General features: G+C 57.6%; 19 protein-coding genes. 12 read left to right on the top strand and 7 right to left on the bottom strand.

Features of this window, described 5'->3' with window-relative positions:
* Nucleotides 1–14: 14 nt before the first annotated feature.
* Both TRL7639_RS16485 and TRL7639_RS16480 read right to left on the bottom strand, forming a co-directional pair.
* The gene (locus TRL7639_RS16485; protein ID WP_085796973.1) at nucleotides 15–629 is read right to left on the bottom strand and encodes a glutathione S-transferase family protein; all 615 of its coding nucleotides are present in this window, start codon (nucleotides 627–629) and stop codon (nucleotides 15–17) included.
* Between the two features lie 10 nt (nucleotides 630–639).
* Nucleotides 640–1,290: a histidine phosphatase family protein gene (locus TRL7639_RS16480; RefSeq protein WP_085796972.1), complete on the bottom strand. Its 651-nt coding sequence runs from the start codon at nucleotides 1,288–1,290 to the stop codon at nucleotides 640–642.
* Between the two features lie 148 nt (nucleotides 1,291–1,438).
* Between TRL7639_RS16480 and TRL7639_RS16475 the strand changes: the two genes are divergently transcribed.
* Entirely contained in the window at nucleotides 1,439–2,623 is a 1,185-nt protein-coding gene (locus TRL7639_RS16475; RefSeq protein WP_085796971.1) for a Zn-dependent hydrolase, read from the top strand.
* Between the two features lie 118 nt (nucleotides 2,624–2,741).
* Nucleotides 2,742–3,413 carry an SGNH/GDSL hydrolase family protein gene (locus tag TRL7639_RS16470; RefSeq protein WP_235820430.1) on the top strand — a complete coding sequence of 224 codons (672 nt, stop codon included), beginning with the start codon at nucleotides 2,742–2,744 and terminating at the stop codon, nucleotides 3,411–3,413.
* 2 nt (nucleotides 3,414–3,415) lie between these two features.
* On the opposite strand, the gene TRL7639_RS16465 is transcribed toward TRL7639_RS16470, so the two are convergent.
* Nucleotides 3,416–3,697, bottom strand: a complete 282-nt coding sequence (locus TRL7639_RS16465; protein WP_235820428.1) for a DUF1330 domain-containing protein — start codon at nucleotides 3,695–3,697, stop codon at nucleotides 3,416–3,418.
* A gap of 101 nt (nucleotides 3,698–3,798) precedes the next feature.
* On the opposite strand from TRL7639_RS16465, the gene TRL7639_RS16460 reads away from it, so the two are divergent.
* Complete coding sequence (locus TRL7639_RS16460; RefSeq protein WP_085796968.1) at nucleotides 3,799–4,671, top strand: LysR family transcriptional regulator; 873 nt, start codon at nucleotides 3,799–3,801, stop codon at nucleotides 4,669–4,671.
* Nucleotides 4,672–4,735: 64 nt separating this feature from the next.
* On the top strand, nucleotides 4,736–5,287 hold the full coding sequence (locus tag TRL7639_RS16455; RefSeq protein WP_235820427.1) for an NUDIX domain-containing protein: 552 nt from the start codon (nucleotides 4,736–4,738) through the stop codon (nucleotides 5,285–5,287).
* 1 nt (nucleotide 5,288) lies between these two features.
* On the opposite strand, the gene TRL7639_RS16450 is transcribed toward TRL7639_RS16455, so the two are convergent.
* A complete protein-coding gene (locus tag TRL7639_RS16450; RefSeq protein WP_085796967.1) occupies nucleotides 5,289–5,993 on the bottom strand; it encodes a response regulator transcription factor in 705 nt (234 codons plus the stop codon).
* Complete coding sequence (locus TRL7639_RS16445) at nucleotides 5,990–7,855, bottom strand: PAS-domain containing protein (RefSeq protein ID WP_207559693.1); 1,866 nt, start codon at nucleotides 7,853–7,855, stop codon at nucleotides 5,990–5,992. The genes TRL7639_RS16450 and TRL7639_RS16445 overlap by 4 nt, the downstream gene beginning before the upstream one ends.
* 310 nt (nucleotides 7,856–8,165) lie before the next feature.
* Here TRL7639_RS16445 and TRL7639_RS16440 point away from each other — a divergent pair, with 310 nt between their 5' ends.
* From TRL7639_RS16440 to TRL7639_RS16405, 8 genes are all read left to right on the top strand, one after another.
* Nucleotides 8,166–10,106 (top strand): AMP-binding protein, encoded by a 1,941-nt coding sequence (locus TRL7639_RS16440; RefSeq protein ID WP_085797260.1) that lies wholly within the window; start codon nucleotides 8,166–8,168, stop codon nucleotides 10,104–10,106.
* Between the two features lie 96 nt (nucleotides 10,107–10,202).
* Nucleotides 10,203–11,021, top strand: a complete 819-nt coding sequence (locus TRL7639_RS16435; RefSeq protein ID WP_085796965.1) for an ABC transporter ATP-binding protein — start codon at nucleotides 10,203–10,205, stop codon at nucleotides 11,019–11,021.
* Between the two features lie 65 nt (nucleotides 11,022–11,086).
* On the top strand, nucleotides 11,087–12,088 hold the full coding sequence (locus TRL7639_RS16430; protein WP_085796964.1) for a branched-chain amino acid ABC transporter permease: 1,002 nt from the start codon (nucleotides 11,087–11,089) through the stop codon (nucleotides 12,086–12,088).
* Between the two features lie 93 nt (nucleotides 12,089–12,181).
* Nucleotides 12,182–12,439, top strand: a complete 258-nt coding sequence (locus TRL7639_RS16425; RefSeq protein WP_085796963.1) for a hypothetical protein — start codon at nucleotides 12,182–12,184, stop codon at nucleotides 12,437–12,439.
* Between the two features lie 2 nt (nucleotides 12,440–12,441).
* The gene (locus TRL7639_RS16420) at nucleotides 12,442–13,518 is read left to right on the top strand and encodes a branched-chain amino acid ABC transporter permease (protein WP_085796962.1); all 1,077 of its coding nucleotides are present in this window, start codon (nucleotides 12,442–12,444) and stop codon (nucleotides 13,516–13,518) included.
* A gap of 76 nt (nucleotides 13,519–13,594) precedes the next feature.
* Nucleotides 13,595–14,875, top strand: a complete 1,281-nt coding sequence (locus TRL7639_RS16415) for an ABC transporter substrate-binding protein (RefSeq protein WP_085796961.1) — start codon at nucleotides 13,595–13,597, stop codon at nucleotides 14,873–14,875.
* A gap of 99 nt (nucleotides 14,876–14,974) precedes the next feature.
* Entirely contained in the window at nucleotides 14,975–15,811 is an 837-nt protein-coding gene (locus tag TRL7639_RS16410; protein WP_085796960.1) for an ABC transporter ATP-binding protein, read from the top strand.
* A gap of 14 nt (nucleotides 15,812–15,825) precedes the next feature.
* Nucleotides 15,826–17,043: a phenylacetate--CoA ligase family protein gene (locus tag TRL7639_RS16405; protein ID WP_085797259.1), complete on the top strand. Its 1,218-nt coding sequence runs from the start codon at nucleotides 15,826–15,828 to the stop codon at nucleotides 17,041–17,043.
* 60 nt (nucleotides 17,044–17,103) lie between these two features.
* On the opposite strand, the gene TRL7639_RS16400 is transcribed toward TRL7639_RS16405, so the two are convergent.
* On the bottom strand, nucleotides 17,104–18,231 hold the full coding sequence (locus TRL7639_RS16400) for an HlyD family secretion protein (protein WP_085796959.1): 1,128 nt from the start codon (nucleotides 18,229–18,231) through the stop codon (nucleotides 17,104–17,106).
* Nucleotides 18,228–18,464: a DUF3302 domain-containing protein gene (locus TRL7639_RS16395; protein ID WP_085797258.1), complete on the bottom strand. Its 237-nt coding sequence runs from the start codon at nucleotides 18,462–18,464 to the stop codon at nucleotides 18,228–18,230. The genes TRL7639_RS16400 and TRL7639_RS16395 overlap by 4 nt, the downstream gene beginning before the upstream one ends.
* Between the last annotated feature and the right edge of the window lie 105 nt (nucleotides 18,465–18,569).

Below are 18,569 nucleotides of genomic sequence, written 5' to 3'. Positions count from 1 at the left end.
TTCAGAGCATACCATTAAAGCATGCCGGCGGCTTTGACGGCCTGAACCGAGGCACGCGCTTCCATCGCGGCGCGGAAGGCTACAATCTTGGGGAAGGTCGAAACATCGACACCGTCCCCTTCAAGCCAGCTGCACACCACATAAAGATAGATGTCTGCAAGGCTGATGCTGTCGCCCAGCACAAACGGCCCACGCAGACCATTGCTTTCGATGTATGCGCAAGAAGCGGTCATGGTTTCGGCAACTTTGCCCTTCATATCCGCCCAACTGCTTTTCTTGTCCGCCCACCGAGGGCCTCGCATCTTATGGGCGTGGTTCACATGCATGGTCGAGGCGAGGTAATACATCACCTCACGCATACGGGCCGCCATCACCGGATCGGCGGGCACCAGCCCGGCTTCGGGCGCCTTGGCGGCGACGTAATCCAGCAGCGCCCCGGTTTCCGTCAGAATACCGCCGTCGACCACCAGAGCAGGCACCCGCGCTTTAGGGTTGATCTGGGCATAAGCTGGGGTCGTCTGCTCGCCAGAGGCAAAGTCCAATTTGACAGGTTCATACTCCAACCCTGCCTCTTCCAGCGCGATGGCGATGGCGATCGAAATTGTTCTGGGGGCGTAATACAGCTGCATCCGAGGTCTCCTAGAGGTGGGTCTGGGCGTAATGCCGATCGGGGGCTTCCAGGTGCGGCACCGCGTTGAACAGAACCGGGCTCAGATGGTCGCCAATCGGGAACAGACGATGCATCGACGTGTTCATGATGGCAAGAGCCAGCCGCGACATCGACGGTATGTCCAGTCCCATTGCCTGCCGCATCACCATCGAGATGAACGCGCCCGAGGTGACCACCACGGCAGGTCCAGCCCCTTTGCCGATTTCGTGGATCACGTCATAGGTGCGAGCCTCGAACTCTTGAAAGGTCTCAGGAGGACCATCAAGCTCGCCATTCTGCCAGGCGGTGAAGACGCGCGGCAGGTGTTGGATGAATCCCTCACGCTCGATCGGGATTGCGACGCCGTGCTGTTCTTCGAGCAGGTTGGCGAGCGTAAAGTACTCGATCTCGTTCAGCCGGGCGTCCTGCTCGGGCGCGGGCAGTCCCATGCTGGCCGCGGTTTCGATGTGCCGGGTCAGGGTACCGGAATAGACGCGCGGGTGGTGGGCCTGAGCATCTGACAGATGCGCGCCCAGCCAGGCGGCTTGCTGATGCCCCAGCGGGCTGAGCTTGTCATAGCTGTCTTCGTCACGGGCTTCGGTATTGGCCTGACCGTGACGGATGAGTGTGATGTGGGACATTCGGGCGCTCCTGTTCGGGCCAAGTCTTAGGCGAGGTCTCAGGCAGGGACCAGAGGCGTTTGAACGATGGTTGATGAAAACTGTCGCGGTGTCTTGTGACGGGCCACAAGCTGAATATGTTGAAGCCTCACGATGAGGAGCGCCTGCTATGTCCATCAATCCCGAACGGTATCTGAAATCTCTGCATGATTTGCGCCAATTTGGCGCGTCGGGGATTGGCAAGGGCGTGATCCGACCTGCCTATTCAGATACGGACATCGCTGCACGCAAATGGCTGGCCGATCAGATGCGAGAGGCTGGTTTGACGCCGCATTTCGATCCGGTGGGCAATCTCTTTGGGCTGGCGGATGGTCCGTCGATCCTGTTGGGTTCACACTCGGACAGCCAACCCGAAGGCGGCTGGCTGGACGGTGCACTGGGCGTGATGGCCGCGCTTGAGGTTGCTCGAAGCGCTGACGTGCCTGTTTCGGTTGTCAGTTTTCAAGACGAGGAAGGGCGGTTCGGCGTCACCACCGGATCGGCTATCTGGTCGGGGAACCTGTCCTTGGAACAGGCCGAAGGGTTGAAGGATCACGCAGGCGTTCCTTTTGCCCAGGCACGGGCGTGTCTGGGCGATCTGGCAGGAGAGTTTGTCGATCCCGCGCAGTTCTCGGGCTACATCGAGATGCACATCGAGCAGGGTCCGACGCTGGATGCCGAAGGCGAGCAAATCGGTGTGGTGACCGAAATTGTCGGCATCCGGGACATGAAGATCACTTTTGACGGGCAGCAAAATCACGCAGGGACAACGCCGATGCACCTGCGGCGCGACGCGTTTCAGGCGCTTTCAGCTTTCAATACCGAGCTGAACGACCGGTTTCGCAATGTGGTGACCCCTCGCACGGTCTGGACCATCGGCCACGTCAGCCTGCATCCCAACGCCTCATCCATCGTGCCGGGGCGGGTGACGTTTTCGATGCAATGGCGCGATGGGGATGGCGACCGCCTGAACCGCATGGAAAAGATCGTGCGCGCAACGGCAAGCGATATCGCGTCGAAAAAGGCGATTGAGGTCGGCTTTGGCCCGCTCCTGGGTTTGGAGCCGGTGGCCATGGATATGAAATTGCAAGCCGCTTTAGTATCAGCCGCTGAAAAGGTGGCACCGGGCAAATGGCGCAAGATGCCCTCGGGCGCCTTGCATGATGCAACCAATGTGGCGGAACTCATGCCTGTTGCCATGCTGTTTGTTCCTTCGATCGGTGGCATTAGCCATGCATTCGAAGAGGATACAGACGAAGCGGACTTGGTGGCCGGATTGCATGTTCTTTCTGGCGCTGTGAACAGTCTGTCTTAAAGAAAAGCCTGTCTCTCGCCCTGATTTTGCCACCAAAATTTGGTTAGGATCTTGATAGCGAACAACGAAGCAGGTTTCCTTTTCAATGCGTTTCTTTGGTGTAAAATTAGGTATCATATTGATTTTCCTCACAGGCTTGGTCGCGGCTTGCCAGGAAAGCGTCACGCGCAATGAAGGCGCGCGTATTCTTGCGGTTGGTGATTCCCTGATGGCCTGGAATTCGGCCTGGGGCAGTTCGATCCCACATGTGATGGAAGACGTTCTGGGCGAGGCCGTCGTTGACAGGTCCGTCCGCGGTGCCTGGATGACGGTCCGCGATCCGAACAACACCAAGGGCGGGATCAATATTCCGAACCAATACGTTGCTGGCGATTGGGACTGGGTTGTTGTCAACGGCGGGGGCAATGATCTGTTGTTTGGTTGTGGCTGTGGGCGGTGCAGCGGGATGCTGGATCGCATGATCTCGAAAGACGGGATGAGCGGGCAGATCCCGACCTTTGCGCGCCGGGTCCGAGACGACGGCGCGCGGGTTCTTTTCACTGGCTACTTACGCAGCCCAGGTCTGCTAACGCCCATCGAACATTGCAAATCGGCAGGCGACGAGCTTGAGGCGCGATTGATCAAGCTGGCCAGCCAAGAGGACGGGGTCATCTTTGTGTCGAACAAGGATGTGGTGCCAAGTGGCGGTATCACCTATTTCTCGCCCGACTTAATCCACCCGTCGCGCAAGTCCAGCCGGATCATCGGCCGGAAATTGGCGTCGGTCATTACTCAGTTCGACAACCGATAAGGTCAAGTCAGAAGCAGGATCTCGGTTTCCCCTGCGCTCCGTCGCAGAGCGTGGAGATCGGCCAACTCTGGGTCGTTGATCCAGGATTGCGCGGCTTGGATCGAGGGAAAGGACAGAAGTGCCGCGACATCTGGCACACTTGGGGCGCCATCCAGTGCTTGCGCCACCGGGGTTGCGTGTTCAACTTTGCCTCTATGTTTGGCCAGGGCTGTACCCGCCTGTTCGCGGTACTCTGCGAGCGCCTGGGGGTTGTTCAATTTGGCTTTGAAAACGGCATAGATCATTTTGCTCTCCTGATGTGGGTGTCTGCGTGACATTGAGCTAGCAACGAGATTGATTTGCGAAAACGCGTGTATTTGCTTGCTGGCCATGCGAAAATGCTTGCATGAATGCCGAATGGGATGATCTGAAAACGATCCTGGCCGTTGCGCGAGGAGGTACACTGGCTGCCGCGGCCGAGGCGTTGGGGCTGAACTACACGACCGTCGCCCGTCGTATCCAAAGGGCCGAAGTTGCTCTGGGTGTAACGCTGTTTCACAGATTGCCTGAGGGATATCAGCCGACCGAGACCGGGCAATTGGTGGCAGCAAAAGCCGCCGAGATGGACCACCGGGCCGATGACCTTTTTCGGTCGGTTCAGGGACAAGACCAAACCTTGCGCGGGCGTCTTGTTCTCACGGCGCCGCAGTTGTTGATCGGCCCCCATATCGCGCCAGTGCTGGCTCAGTTTTCTGACGCCTACCCCGAGGTCGAGGTGCTTCTGAGAGCAACAAATGATCTGCTTGATCTGAACCGACGCGAGGCGGATATGGCCATTCGGATCAGCCGCACGCCCGGAGATACGCTTATGGGATTGCGTCTGTGTGAGCAGCAGGTGGCAAGTTTCGCTTCTCTGTCGGTGGCGAAGAGTTTGGCCGATACGCCGCAGCATCCAATTGATTGGATCGTTTACGAGCAAACCCCTGGCGTTCCCAAGCCCGCTTTAGAGCGGTACCCGAATAGCCGGGTCAGGCTTGTGTTCGATGACATGGTTGCGATGATCGGTGCAGCCAAAGCCGGGTTGGGTGTGGTTCGCATGCCGATGTTTCTTGGGCGTGCCACCGAAGGGCTTGTGCAGGTACCTATACTACCACCACAGAGCTACGCCGACATTTGGGTTGTCGCGCATCGCGATGTCTGGCCATCGGCCAAGGTCAAGGCGTTTCGCGATCTGTTGGTGCCGTGGTTCAAGGCACACAAAGATTGCTTTGTTGCCTGATTGGATTAGGGGTGCTCCGACGCGCGGCTTGGAGTATGCAGGCTGCAAATCGATTTTATTGAGAGTGTTTGTTTTGGACATCATCGAAAGGCTGTCGCGCCGAACTGTTTATCGCAATAGATGGACAACCGTGCATGAGGATGAGATCCGGTTTCCGAATGGGCAGTCCGGGATCTACGGTCTCGTGGAAAAGACCGATTTTGCGCTGGTTGTTCCACAGCATGCAGACGGCCGATTTCAGATGGTTGAGCAGTATCGCTATCCGGTGTCTGGCCGGTTCTGGGAGTTTCCGGCCGGGGCATTGGAAGAGAACCCTGATGCAGACCCCACCGAGATTGCGCGCACCGAACTGGAAGAAGAGACGGGATTGCGCGCGCAAGTGATGACAAAGCTTGGAGAGCAATTCCCAGCCTCGGGCCTGACCACCAATGTATGTCATATCTATCTTGCAACCGGGTTGGAGCCCGGTCCGACGGAACGCGAGAGTCAAGAGGCGGACATGATCACGGCCAAGTTTAGCCGGGCTGAAATCATCGAGATGATCAATAAAGGTGCTGTCAAAGACAGTTTGACAATTTCCGCCTTTGGGCTCTTGGCCATTGCAGACTGGGGTTAGTTCAGCGCCACTCGACTTCGCCCAGAAAGATATACCCGGCCCCATAGATCGTTTTGATCAAGCGGGGGTTCTTGGGATCCTCTTTCAACTTGGTACGCAGCCGTGAAATGCGTACGTCCATGGCGCGGTCGAAACTTTCGCCAGCGCCGCCGCCCAACATCTCTTGCATTTGTGCGCGGCTGATCAGGCGTTTGGGGCTTTCCAGAAAAAGGCGTAGAACTTCGCCTTCGGCGTGGGAAAACGGGCTTTCCGTGCCGGTTTCATCCTCAAGAACGTAGCGGTCGAAATGGGCGATCCAACCATTGAAGACTGCCGTGTTGCCGCCGGGCTGTACCACCTTGGTGCCATCGCGCAGGCGGGCGCGTACGCGGGCCACAACCTCGGCCGGTTCAAAGGGTTTCGTGATATAATCATCCGCCCCCAATTCCAGTCCGGTCACGCGGTCCTGCACCTGCGCCCGGCCTGAAATGATGATCACCGACGCACCCTGTTCCAATGCAAGCCGGTGCACCAAAGCCAGCCCGTCGGTGTCGGGCAGCGACAGGTCCACCAGGCAGACGTCCGGCGTTACTCGCTTGAGAGAGGCTTCAAACTCACGCGCACGGGAAAACGCCTGAGTGCGGAAACCAGCATCTTCGAGCACATCCGTCAGGATTTGGCGGATTTCGGGTTCGTCGTCGAGAATTGTGACGAGCGGTGCAGTCATCGGTGGGCCTCGGATCTCAGCAGCGCAGACAGCTGCGCGCGGGTGAAAGGTTTGCGCATGACCGGCCCCATTGCCAAGGCCTGTCGGTGCAACGGGTCGCTGAGCGGCAGCGACGTCATCAGAATGATCGGCAGATCATTCTTGAGCCGTTCGGCCAAATCGAGCCCTGTTGCCAGCCCTTCGAGCTTGATGTCGGACAGAACAAAGCTGATGTCTGGCAAGTCCGCTGCCAAAGCGCAGGCTTCATCCACGGACGTGGCTTCGATGACTGTATGACCCAGTTCGACAAGCATGTCGCGGAAGGTGGCGCGCAGATCTTCGTTGTCCTCGACCAGCAGGGCCAAGCCACCCTTGGAGTGCGGAGCCGCACGATAGGGTAAGCGCAGGACCACCGAGGCGCCAGACGGCGAGTTGCGCAGTTGCAAATCACCCCCGGCGAGTTTGACAGTGTCATAAACCATTGGCAGTCCCAGACCGGACCCCTCGCTGCCCTTGGACGTAAAGAACGGGTTCAGCGCCTTCTCTAGCGCCTCTTTCGAGAACCCGGGGCCGGTGTCGCTGACGGTGATTTCGATCCAGATGTTGCCGATCGTGTGCGCACTGATCGTGATCTGCCCGCTGGTGCCGCAGGCGTCGCGTGCGTTCAGGATCAGATTCAGCAACGCGTCCTGCAACATGCCGGGATCCAGCATCAAGGCCTCGTCTGGCGTGTGGTCCAGCACGCTCAACCCGATTCCTTGCGGCAATGATGGAGTGGCCAGCAGTTTGAGGTCTTCAAGCACGCCATGCATGTCGGTGGCGACAGGGCGTAGCGTGCGGTTTCCCGTCATGTCGGCAATTCGGTTCAAAAGCCGCCCGCCGCGTTGTGCGGTTTGTTGGGTGGCCGCAATCAGTTTTGCGGCCTCTTCGGGTAAGCCCATGCGTTCCAGTTTCGACTGCATGCCCAGAATGATGGTGAGAAGATTGGAAAAGTCATGCGCCAGACCGCTGGTCATCTGGGCAGCCATGGCGCGACGGCGCGACTGCTGCAGGGCAACACGGGCCTGGGTTTCCTCGGTAATGTCCATCGAAAGGATATAGACGCCGCCGCTTTCTTCGGGCGTGAAAGCAACGCGGATGCGGCGGGAATCGTGATCCTCGGTAAATTCGAAAACCGAGCTTTCACCGGAATAGGCGGCTTTGAGATGGGGTTCGATCTTGTTGAATGCAGGCCCCAAGGCTTCGGCAATATGCATCCGCAAGATATTGGAGGGTCGACCGGGGATAACCGAGCTGAGCCGACGGTTCGAATAGGTATAGTAACCTTTCGCGTCCACATGGGCGATGTGGGCGGGCATCATTTCGGTTGTCAGGCGGGTGCGGGCTTCGGTTACCGTAAGTTGTCTTTTGGTTTCCTCAAGCGCGCTGTTGGTTGCGGCCAGTTCGCGGTTGGTGGCCGAGAGTTCCTCGGCATGGCTAAGGAGTTGATCTGAGAGTTCTTCGGATCTGGCGCGTAGCAACTCCTCGACCCGTTTGGTGCGGGTGATGTCGGTATAAACCGTGACCCAGCCACCTTCGGTCAGTGGCGCCCCTTCGATCGAGATCACTTGACCGTTGGGACGAACACGCTCGAAGTAGTGGGGCACAAAGGCCAATGCCTGGTCAACACGGCTCTGGACCAATGTTTCGATGTCGGTGACGGGGCCGTAGTCTCCACGCTCGGCGATGTAGCGGATAGTTTCGTCAAACCGTGCGCCAGGTTGCACCAAGGCGTCCGGCAGATAGAACATTTCCTGAAACCGGCGGTTGCATACGGCGAGTTTCAGATCGTCATCATATATCGAGATGGCCTGCGCGATCAGGTTCAATCCCGCCGTGGTCATCGTCTTGATATATGCGTCCGTGGTGCTCAATTGTGTCCTCTCTCCCGCGTTGTTCCTAACACTGCTTTGATGTGGGGGGTAGCCATTCGGTTGGTCGAATGTAACGGAAATCGGGTAACTGCTTGGGTGCTGTTACAATTCGTAAGATTTGGGAAAACATCACGAAAAAGTTGACGCTGAACACTGGGCGCGTTCCTAATTGGGACAGAATCGCCTTGGGGTGCCCAAGGTGGTCGTTTCCGACCCAGTGGAGGGGGTCGGATTGGGGAGGAGAAAGACATTGGCTCAGACGCAGTCTGGCGTCGAAGGGATGCAGTCCCTTCCGGCGCTGCTTCATCGCAATGCGACCCAGTATGGGTCGTCGCCCGCATACCGGGAAAAGGAATTCGGGATTTGGCAGACCTGGTCATGGTCCCAGACCGAAAAAGAGATTGAAGCACTGGCCTTGGGGCTGATCAATCTTGGCGTGAATGAAGGTGATTTCATTGCCATCATCGGGCGCAACCGCCCGTATCTCTATTGGGCGATGGTTGCCGCGCAGTCGGTTGGGGCCGTGCCGGTTCCACTCTATCAAGACGCCAATGCCGAAGAGATGGCATACGTTCTGCAACACTGTGGTGCGCGATTTGTCATCGTGAGTGATCAGGAACAGGTCGACAAGGTGATTGAGGTGCAGGACCAACTGCATCAGTTCGAGCATCTGATCTACCTCGATCCGCGTGGTCTGCGGAAGTACGACCATCACACGCTGCATCAGTACAGCCATGTGCAGGACCAGGGGCGTGCAGCCCATGACGAGTGGATCACCGATCTGAATGCGCGTCGGGCCAAGCTGACATACGACAGCACCTGCGTGATGCTTTACACCTCAGGCACCACGGGCAAGCCAAAGGGCGTCGTGCTGTCAAACCGCAACGTGATCGAGAGCGCCAAGAACGCCAGCGAATTCGACAAGCTGACGGACAAAGAGGACATCCTGTCCTATCTGCCGATGGCATGGGTCGGGGACTTCATCTTCTCTGTTGGTCAGGCCTATTGGTGCGGGTTCTGCGTGAACTGCCCAGAAAGCGCCGACACGATGATGACCGATCTGCGCGAGATCGGACCGACGTATTTCTTTGCCCCGCCGCGTGTGTTCGAAACCCAGCTGACAAACGTCATGATCCGGATGGAGGACGCGGGCGCTCTGAAAAAGAACATGTTCCACAAGTATATGGAACACGCCAAGAAGGTCGGCGGAGACATTCTGGACGGCAACCCCGTCAGCACCGCAGACCGCCTGAAATATGCGATCGGCAACACTCTGGTCTATGGCCCGCTGAAAGACACACTTGGACTGGGTCGTGTGCGTGTGGGCTACACCGCGGGTGAGGCGATTGGGCCCGAGATTTTCGAGTTCTACCGCTCGCTTGGTATCAACCTGAAACAGCTTTACGGGCAGACAGAAGCGACAGTGTTCATCACCGTGCAGCCCGATGGCGAAGTGCGCGCCGACACGGTTGGCGTTCCGGCCCCCGACGTCGAGATCAAGATCGACGACAATGGCGAGATCCACTATCGCTCGCCGGGGACCTTTGTTGAGTACTACAAGAACCCGGAATCGACGGCCTCGACCAAGGACTCCGACGGTTGGGTTGCGACCGGTGACGCGGGCTTTTTCGAGGAAAACTCGGGCCATTTGCGGATCATCGACCGTGCCAAGGACGTGGGTAAAATGGCCGATGGAGCGATGTTTGCGCCCAAATATGTCGAGAACAAGCTGAAGTTCTACCCTGATATCCTTGAGGCGGTTCTGTTTGGCAACGGCAAAGACCGCTGCGTGGCTTTCATCAACATCGACCTGACGGCCGTGGGCAACTGGGCGGAGCGCAACAACATCGCTTATGCGTCCTATCAGGAACTGGCTGGGCATCCGAAGGTTCTGGAGACGATACAGAACCATGTGGAGACGGTGAACAAATCCGTGGCCGAGGACCCGATGCTGTCGGGCTGCCAGGTGCATCGTTTTGTTGTGCTGCACAAGGAGCTGGATGCCGACGATGGCGAGATGACCCGGACTCGCAAGGTGCGCCGCCGGATCGTGGAAGAGAAGTTCGCCGACATCATCGGGGCGCTGTATGACGGCTCGCCGCGGATCGCGACCACCACGGAAGTGACCTATGAGGATGGGCGCAAAGGGTCGATCAGCGCGACGCTCGATATCCGCGATGCGGCCGTGTCGCAGGTTTCGGCAAAAATGGCAGCGGAGTGAGGGACGGGAGGACGACGCTTGTCCCCGTGCCGGGGACATCGCCCCGCCCGCCGTCCCGTAGGGAGCAGTCCCGCCTGAAGAATGAGGGAGAGTTTGATGCTGGATGCATCTGAAGGCTACATCACCGAGGACGGTCGCAAGATCGGCGGTGTGGTGATGGAGATGAAAAACATCACGCTGCGCTTTGGCGGTGTGGTGGCAATCAAGGACATTTCGTTCGATATTCGTGAAGGCGAAATCCGGGCGATCATTGGTCCGAACGGGGCTGGCAAATCGTCGATGCTCAACGTGATCTCGGGCTTTTATGTGCCGCAGGAAGGCGAGGTGTTCTTTCACGGCAAGAAGCGCCCGCAGATGCGCCCTTATGAGGTGGCACGCCAAGGGATCGCGCGGACCTTTCAGAATATTGCATTGTTTGAGGGGATGAGCGTTCTGGATAACGTGATGACCGGCCGTCTGAACTATATGAAGTCGGGGTTATTCTCTCAGGCGCTGTGGAAGGGCAAGGCCGAGCGTGAGGAGACCGAGAACCGCGAACTCGTGGAGAAGGTCATCGACTTTCTGGAAATTCAGCACATCCGAAAGACGCCTGTTTCGCGGTTGCCCTACGGCTTGAAGAAGCGGGTCGAGTTGGCGCGTGCCCTGGCCGCCGAACCCAAACTTTTGCTTCTGGATGAACCTATGGCTGGCATGAACGTCGAGGAAAAAGAGGACATGTCCCGCTTTATTCTGGACGTGAATGACGAGTTTGGGACCACCATCGCGCTGATCGAGCACGATATGGGCGTGGTTATGGACCTGTCCGACCGTGTGGTTGTGATGGATTACGGGAAAAAAATTGGCGACGGCACACCAGACGAGGTGCGCAACAACCAGGACGTCATCGACGCCTATCTGGGGGTGAGCCATGACTGAGTTTTCCAGCATTTCTAAGAAGTTTGAACGAATTTCAGTGCTGAAGTTCGCGAGGGGAGAGCAGGATGCCTGATTCACTTCTATTCGGGACCGAGGTCGTTCTGAACGGTCTTATGGCGGGTGTTCTTTATGCGCTTGTGGCATTGGGTTTTGTCCTGATCTACAAAGCATCGGGCATCTTCAACTATGCACAGGGCGTCATGGCTTTGTTCGCTGCGATGACCCTGTACGGGATCATGGTTGGCCAAGTGCCGTTTGCGCATCTGATCAACGCTATCTTTGGAACGCACATTCACCACTTTGGGTGGGAAGTTCCGGCGGTCATTGCAATTGTACTGACGGTTGTTGTCATGGTGCTGTTTGCCTGGCTGGTGCAACAGTACATCTTTCGTCACCTGGTTGGGCAGGAACCAATCATTCTGTTCATGGCAACTATTGGTCTGGCTTACTTTCTGGAAGGCGTGGCCGATTTGATGTGGGGGTCGGAAATCAAGGCTCTGGACGTCGGTCTGCCGCAGGGTGGTAGCTTCTGGATCGAAGAGAACACGCAGTGGATGGGCATGGGGAATGAGAACTTCTATGGGTTCTTCCTGGACAAGTTGGATCTGATTGCCACGGTGATTGCTGCGGTACTGGTAATCGCGCTGGTGGCGTTCAGTCAGTACACCAAGCAGGGCCGTGCCATGCGGGCTGTGGCGGATGATCACCAGGCGGCACTGTCGGTTGGCATCAATCTGAACTTCATCTGGGTTCTGGTCTGGTCGGTCGCAGGCTTTGTGGCTCTGGTTGCCGGGATCGTCTGGGGCAGCAAGTCGGGCGTACAGTTCTCGCTGTCCCTGATCGCGCTGAAAGCGCTGCCGGTTCTTATGCTAGGTGGGTTCACTTCGATCCCAGGCGCCATTGTGGGTGGTTTGATTATCGGGGTTGGTGAGAAGCTTTTCGAGTTTGCCATTGGCCCGCTGGTTGGCGGTGCGACCGAGAACTGGTTCGCCTATGTGCTGGCGCTGCTGTTCCTGGTGTTCCGTCCACAGGGCCTGTTCGGGGACAAGATTATCGAAAGGGTCTGAAGCTCCGGTGGGCGACCCCGTTGCGCGATGCGCAACGAGACCCGCCCACCCGAAACCTTCGCCTGATATGAGAAACGAAAGGGATATCCGAAGATGAACAAACTGATCGCCATCATCAATGTGATTGCGTGGTCCGGGTTTTGGGCATTCGGGTATCTTGCCGTCACGGCCGAAGGGCTGACGGAGAGCCAACTGGTGATTGCCGCATTGCTGGCCTTTGGCGGGCTGGTGACAGGGATCGCTGCTTACATGCGGCTGGTGCGGGCCTCGGAGGCCAGCGGCTATGCCAGGAAATCAAATCAACTCGACGCCGCGGCCCGGAACCGCGCGCAGTCCGAAGGGGGCATCTGAACATGTTCTACCGCGAAGCCGGAGATTTCAAAATCTCCTACACTCAGGACAACCAGACCTTTCCGATCCGGTTTGATCGCTATCGTTACTATGCCGTCATGGTGTTCGCCTTTGCGGTGGTCCCGTTCCTGATCAATGACTATTGGGCCAATGCGATCATGCTGCCCTTCCTGATCTATGCGATTGCGGCGATTGGGCTGAACATCCTGACCGGCTATTGCGGGCAGGTGTCGCTGGGCACCGGCGGGTTCATGGCGGTGGGGGCGTATGCCTGTTACAAGCTGATGACCGCGTTCCCGGATGTGAGCATGTTCATCCACGTTCTGCTGGCCGGCGGGATCACGGCCCTGGTGGGTGTGTTGTTTGGTCTGCCGTCTTTGCGGATCAAAGGGTTCTATCTGGCGGTCGCCACGCTTGCGGCGCAGTTCTTTCTCGTCTGGCTCTTTAACCGGGTGCCGTGGTTCTACAACTATTCAGCCTCGGGACAGATCAATGCGCCTGAGCGCGATGTCTTTGGCATCATCATCACCGGCCCCAACGCGCCGGCCTGGGCGACATACCTGTTCTGTCTGATTTTCCTGACACTTTGTGCCTTGATCGCACGTAACCTGACCCGCGGCACTGTTGGCCGTAAGTGGATGGCCATTCGTGACATGGACATCGCGGCCGAAATCATCGGGGTGAACCCGCTGAAAGCCAAGATGACGGCCTTTGCGGTCAGCTCGTTCTTTGTGGGCATCTCGGGCGCGCTGTTCTTTGCGGTCTACTTGGGTGCGGTCGAAGTGGGCGAGGTGTTTGGCATCCAGAAGTCGTTCCTGGTTCTGTTCATGGTGATCATCGGCGGTTTGGGTTCGATCTTTGGATCGTTTGCTGGCGCGGCGTTCCTGGTGCTGCTGCCTGTGGTTCTGAAAGTTGTGGGTGCGGACATGCTGGGCTGGCCTACGGACATCGTGGCACACCTGCAGTTGGTGATTGTTGGCGCGCTGATCATCGTGTTCCTGATCATGGAACCGCATGGGCTGGCACAGTTGTGGCGTGTTGCCAAAGAGAAATTGCGTCTCTGGCCGTTCCCGCACTGACGCGGGGCCGGGCATGGAATTGCGGGGCGGAGGACCTCGTTCACGATCGGATAATACCTAGGGAGGAATAAAGCCGATGAAAATGAAACTGACCACTCTGGCGCTTGGTGCGCTGATGGCCGCCGGACCTGTGATGGCAGACCTTGTGTTCCCATCGCTGAGCTACCGGACAGGACCTTACGCAGCAGGCGGCATTCCGTTTGCGGATGGCTATGCCGATTACTTTACCCTTCTCAACGAGCGGGACGGTGGTATCGGTGGCGAGCCAATCCGTCTGGTCGAATGCGAAACCGGCTACAACACCGAAAAAGGCGTGGAATGTTATGAATCTACCAAGGGCGAAGGTGCTCTGGTGTATCAGCCGCTGTCGACCGGTATCACCTATCAGTTGATCCCCAAAGCAACCGCTGACGGCATCCCGATCCACACCATGGGATACGGCCGAACATCGGCTGCAAATGGTGACGTGTTCTCGAACGTGTTCAACTACCCGGCCAACTATTGGAACGGTGCGTCGGGCGTTGTGAACTATCTGCTTGAGGTCAACGGTGGCAACATCGAAGGCAAGAAAGTATCGCTGGTCTATCACAACTCGGCTTACGGCAAAGAGCCGATCCGTACGCTGGAAGAGCTGTCCAAGAAGTATGGCTTTGATCTGAAAGCACTGCCTGTCGATCATCCTGGTCAGGAGCAGAAGTCGCAGTGGCTGCAGATCCGTCGCGACCGTCCGGATTACGTTGTGATCTGGGGCTGGGGCGTGATGAACCAGGTTGCTGTTCAAGAAGCTGCAAACATCCGCTTCCCGATGGAAAACTTCATCGGTGTCTGGTGGTCGGGCGCCGAGCATGACGTTCTGTCCGCAGGCGACGCGGCCAACGGCTATAAGGCGATCACCTTCCACAATGTTGGTAGCGACTTCCCGGTCTTTGACGACATCAAAAAGCACGTCATCGACGCAGGCAAGGCAGCTGGCGCTGGCGATCAGGTTGGTACGGTCCTGTACAACCGTGGTCTGTATGCGGCGATGCTGGCGGCCGAAGCTGTGAAAACCGCACAGGAAATGCACGGCGTGACCGACATCACCCCGCAGCAGATGCGGGACGGTATGGAAGCTCTGGAAATCACCGAAGACAAGATGGCTGCGCTTGGCATGCCGAACTTTGGTCCTTCGTTCAAGGTGTCTTGCGAAAACCACGGTGGCCCTGGTCTGGTTGGTGTGAACCAGTGGGATGCGGCGTCCAAAACCTGGTCGCTGATCTCGGACTTCAAACCGACCGATGCCGAAGTCATCGGAGCGTTGGTCAAAGAAGATTCCGGTGCCTATGCGGCGGAGAACAACATCGAGCCGCGCTGCTGATCGGCCCGGTTTGAACATCCATTGGAGCGGCGGGTGTGCCTGCCGCTCCATTCCCCAAAGCCCGGCATGGGAACCGGGCATGCGTGAGGACAACAACTGATGCTGGATGCAGCCAACACAAACGACGTCGGTGTCGAGACCCTTTTGGAGGTCAACAATATCGAGGTGATCTACAACCACGTGATCCTCGTGCTGAAAGGCGTCAGCCTGAATGTGCCCAAGGGTGGGATCACCGCTCTGCTCGGGGGCAATGGTGCCGGCAAGACCACGACGCTCAAGGCGATCTCGAACCTGCTTCATTCGGAACGTGGCGAGGTAACCAAGGGATCGGTCAAGTATCGTGGTCAGGATGTGCACGATTCTGATCCGGCGGAATTGGTGCGCAAGGGCGTGATCCAGGTCATGGAAGGGCGCCATTGTTTCGAACACCTGACGGTCGAGGAAAATCTGCTGACGGGCTATTACACCCGTAAATCTGGCAAGGCTGAGATGCAGCGTGACCTTGAACTGGTCTACAATTATTTTCCGCGCCTCAAGGAACGGCGCAAATCCCTGGCGGGCTATACCTCGGGTGGTGAGCAGCAGATGGTGGCCATTGGCCGCGCCCTGATGGCCAACCCTGAAACGATCCTGCTGGACGAACCTTCGATGGGTTTGGCCCCGCAGCTGGTCGAAGAGATCTTTGGCATCGTCAAGGACCTGAACGAGAAAGAAGGCGTGTCCTTCTTGCTGGCTGAACAGAACACCAACGTGGCGCTGCGGTTTGCGCACTATGGCTACATTCTGGAATCGGGGCGTGTCGTGATGGACGGTCCGGCCGCCGACCTTCGCGAAAACCCGGACGTAAAAGAGTTCTACCTCGGTGTGTCCGAAGAAGGGCGCAAGAGCTTCCGTGATGTCCGATCTTATCGCCGCCGCAAGCGGTGGTTGAGCTGATGAGGGATCAGGTCATGACGCATTTTGATACCCTTGAAACTCGCAGTGATGATGAACGCGCCGCAGATTTGGCTCGGTCCCTGCCAGAACAGATCGCTCGTGCGCAGTCGGCCTCTGGTTACGTCGAAAGCCTGGCCGGAGTGGATGCAACTGCTATCCGCAGCGCGGGTGATCTTGTTGGATTGCCTGTTCTGCGTAAATCCGAGCTCAGCCGGGCCCAATCCGAGAGTGCGCCTTTTGGTGGTTTCACGGCAAAACCGGCTGCGGGTTTTGCTCATATCTTTCAATCGCCAGGCCCAATTTATGAGCCGGGCGGCGTGGATCATGACTGGTGGCGCATGGGGCGGTTCCTGCATGCGGCTGGCATCGGGCAGGGGGATATCGTTCATAACTGCTTTGGCTATCACCTGACGCCTGCGGGCATGATCTTTGAAAATGGTGCACGGGCGGTAGGGGCAGCGGTTCTGCCCGCAGGCACGGGTCAGACCGAGCTTCAAGTCAATGCAGCGCGCGACATCGGTTGCACGGCTTATGCAGGGACGCCGGACTACTTGAAAGTGATCCTGGACAAGGCGGACGAGATGGGGGTGACCCTCAAGATTTCGAAAGCGGCTGTGGGTGGTGGGGCCCTGTTCCCATCACTGCGCCAGGAGTACGCAGATCGCGGCATCACTTGTTTGCAGAGCTATGCCACGGCTGATCTGGGCAACATCGCCTATGAAAGTCCGGCCATGGAAGGCATGATCGTCGACGAGCATGTCATCGTCGAGATCGTGACACCCGGTACGGGTACACCGGTGGCCCCAGGCGAGGTGGGCGAGGTCGTTGTAACCTCCCTGAACCCTGACTACGCGCTCATCCGCTTTGCCACCGGTGACTTGTCCGCCGTGCTGCCTGGCGTGTCGCCCTGTGGCAGGACCAACATGCGCATCAAGGGGTGGATGGGTCGCGCCGATCAGACCACCAAGATCAAGGGCATGTTCGTGCGCCCCGAGCAGGTTGCGGCCCTGGTCGACAAGCATGACGAGATCGTAAAGGCCCGCGTGATCGCCTCACGTCAGGGAGAGATGGACACCATGACCGTTCAGATCGAAAGCCCAGGCGGTGACGACATGAGCTACGCTAAATCGGTAGTCGAGGTGCTCAAGCTGAAAGGCGCAATCGAAGTGGTGGCGCCGGGATCATTGCCCAAGGATGGCCTAGTGATCGAAGATCAACGCGTTTACGACTAAGTTCAGATTGAAATGCTTGGGATGCCCCGCCGATCCATGGACCGGTGGGGCATTCCAATTTCAAAGTGGTGGGATCACATAGTTCATGATGCTCTGCATGCGGATCATCACGCGGCGTATGATGTGTGTGGGCTTTACAGACTCGGTATAGATAGCAGCCGTTCCAACGGCGCCGGGGGGGAGTGCCGTTAGCAATGCCGGGTCGTCCAAATCGATCCGAGCCACAAAGGGTTCGGCCTGAATTTGCCCGGCAGAGTAAACTGTGCCCGACACCAGCGCCTGTCCTTGAGACGCAATTTCCGTCACCAGGCGCACTTTCCCGGTCAGAATTTCTCCGGGCTTGGTTTTTAGCGCGATCTCAACCTCTTGCCCGGGTTTCAAGTGCCGCATGTAGATCTGCTGGATGTTCACAACGAGAGTTTTCTCAGAGGTATCAACAAACACCATCGAAGGGGCAATCGGAAAGCTGGTAACGCGTTGCCCCACGGCCAAAGCCAGATTGGTGATGTACCCGTCGCTCGGCGCCACAACGGTGGTCTGCTTCAGGTTCCAACGCGCTTGATCCAAGTTTGCCTGCGCCTCGGCAACCTTTGCCACGGTTCCATCGGCAGTCACTGCGCCCAATTCGGTTTCTGCCTGGGAAATTGCTGCGCTTGCCTGATCGACAGCGGCTTCGGCAGCCTCCAGGTCTGTTTCACGCTGCTCCAGCCGGTTCTCAGATATGGCCCCGCTTTGGACAAGTTGAGCGTCGTCGTCATATCGGTTTTGAGCGAGGACTTGGGCAGCGAGCGCCTGCCTTAGCTGAGCTTCGGCGTTTCGCAGTGCATCTATGTCCTGCTTGGCTTGTGCCTCAACGCGGACCAGTTGCGCCTCGGCTGCGTTCAGCGCGATCTGAAATGGTTCGGGATCCAGTTGGAACAGCAAATCACCCTTTTTCATCGCAACATTTGGTTCGGCTGTGATCTCGATCACCTCCCCGTTCACGTTGGGAATCACCTGCACTGCGCGGGTCAGAACACGGGTCGAACCCTGCGGAGCGCCCCACTGCAGCGGGATGAAGAGAAAGATGAACAGCACCACCATCCAGACCAACGTCGTGGCCCAAGTCAGCCCTGAATTTGGAACCACTTTGAGGCGGATCAGGACAAAAAGCAGGGCGACATAGATCAGAGTTAGAAAGACGATCATGGTTTGGACGCCTCTGGTTGTGATTTGGTAAAGGCCCAGATCAGGGCGAGCGGCCAAAACACGCCGACCATCAGCGCGCCGAGCCAACCGGCGACGGTGATGGCTTCGGCCTGTGGGTGATTGCGGCCATGAGCGATTTGGCCAGGCAAGCGGGCCAAGACAACAAAACCGATCAGAGCCGTGACAATCAGAACGATCAGGACAACCCAGGCAAAGTAATCCAATGCAGCCATAAACATATTACCTTTGTGATGCGAAATCGAATTCAGCTTATCGTATGGGATTGGAACAAGGCAAAGTTGAAATTCGGGTTGTGGCACCTCAGGTGGGATTGCCAC

It is taken from the genome of Falsiruegeria litorea R37, assembly GCF_900172225.1.
GTDB lineage: Bacteria > Pseudomonadota > Alphaproteobacteria > Rhodobacterales > Rhodobacteraceae > Falsiruegeria > Falsiruegeria litorea.
This window is presented reverse-complemented; position numbering and strand designations above follow the sequence as displayed.

Excerpts from the sequence above, each read along its gene's own strand:
- TRL7639_RS16460 (WP_085796968.1), top strand. The coding sequence starts at position 3,799 with ATGAATGCCGAATGGGATGATCTGAAAACGATCCTGGCCGTTGCGCGA.
- TRL7639_RS16405 (WP_085797259.1), top strand. The coding sequence starts at position 15,826 with ATGACGCATTTTGATACCCTTGAAACTCGCAGTGATGATGAACGCGCC.
- TRL7639_RS16450 (WP_085796967.1), bottom strand. The coding sequence starts at position 5,993 with ATGACTGCACCGCTCGTCACAATTCTCGACGACGAACCCGAAATCCGC.
- TRL7639_RS16480 (WP_085796972.1), bottom strand. The coding sequence starts at position 1,290 with ATGTCCCACATCACACTCATCCGTCACGGTCAGGCCAATACCGAAGCC.
- TRL7639_RS16440 (WP_085797260.1), top strand. The coding sequence starts at position 8,166 with ATGCAGTCCCTTCCGGCGCTGCTTCATCGCAATGCGACCCAGTATGGG.
- TRL7639_RS16425 (WP_085796963.1), top strand. The coding sequence starts at position 12,182 with ATGAACAAACTGATCGCCATCATCAATGTGATTGCGTGGTCCGGGTTT.
- TRL7639_RS16475 (WP_085796971.1), top strand. The coding sequence starts at position 1,439 with ATGTCCATCAATCCCGAACGGTATCTGAAATCTCTGCATGATTTGCGC.
- TRL7639_RS16435 (WP_085796965.1), top strand. The coding sequence starts at position 10,203 with ATGCTGGATGCATCTGAAGGCTACATCACCGAGGACGGTCGCAAGATC.
- TRL7639_RS16485 (WP_085796973.1), bottom strand. The coding sequence starts at position 629 with ATGCAGCTGTATTACGCCCCCAGAACAATTTCGATCGCCATCGCCATC.
- TRL7639_RS16465 (WP_235820428.1), bottom strand. The coding sequence starts at position 3,697 with ATGATCTATGCCGTTTTCAAAGCCAAATTGAACAACCCCCAGGCGCTC.
- TRL7639_RS16400 (WP_085796959.1), bottom strand. The coding sequence starts at position 18,231 with ATGATCGTCTTTCTAACTCTGATCTATGTCGCCCTGCTTTTTGTCCTG.
- TRL7639_RS16410 (WP_085796960.1), top strand. The coding sequence starts at position 14,975 with ATGCTGGATGCAGCCAACACAAACGACGTCGGTGTCGAGACCCTTTTG.
- TRL7639_RS16430 (WP_085796964.1), top strand. The coding sequence starts at position 11,087 with ATGCCTGATTCACTTCTATTCGGGACCGAGGTCGTTCTGAACGGTCTT.
- TRL7639_RS16445 (WP_207559693.1), bottom strand. The coding sequence starts at position 7,855 with ATGACCACGGCGGGATTGAACCTGATCGCGCAGGCCATCTCGATATAT.
- TRL7639_RS16415 (WP_085796961.1), top strand. The coding sequence starts at position 13,595 with ATGAAAATGAAACTGACCACTCTGGCGCTTGGTGCGCTGATGGCCGCC.
- TRL7639_RS16420 (WP_085796962.1), top strand. The coding sequence starts at position 12,442 with ATGTTCTACCGCGAAGCCGGAGATTTCAAAATCTCCTACACTCAGGAC.
- TRL7639_RS16395 (WP_085797258.1), bottom strand. The coding sequence starts at position 18,464 with ATGGCTGCATTGGATTACTTTGCCTGGGTTGTCCTGATCGTTCTGATT.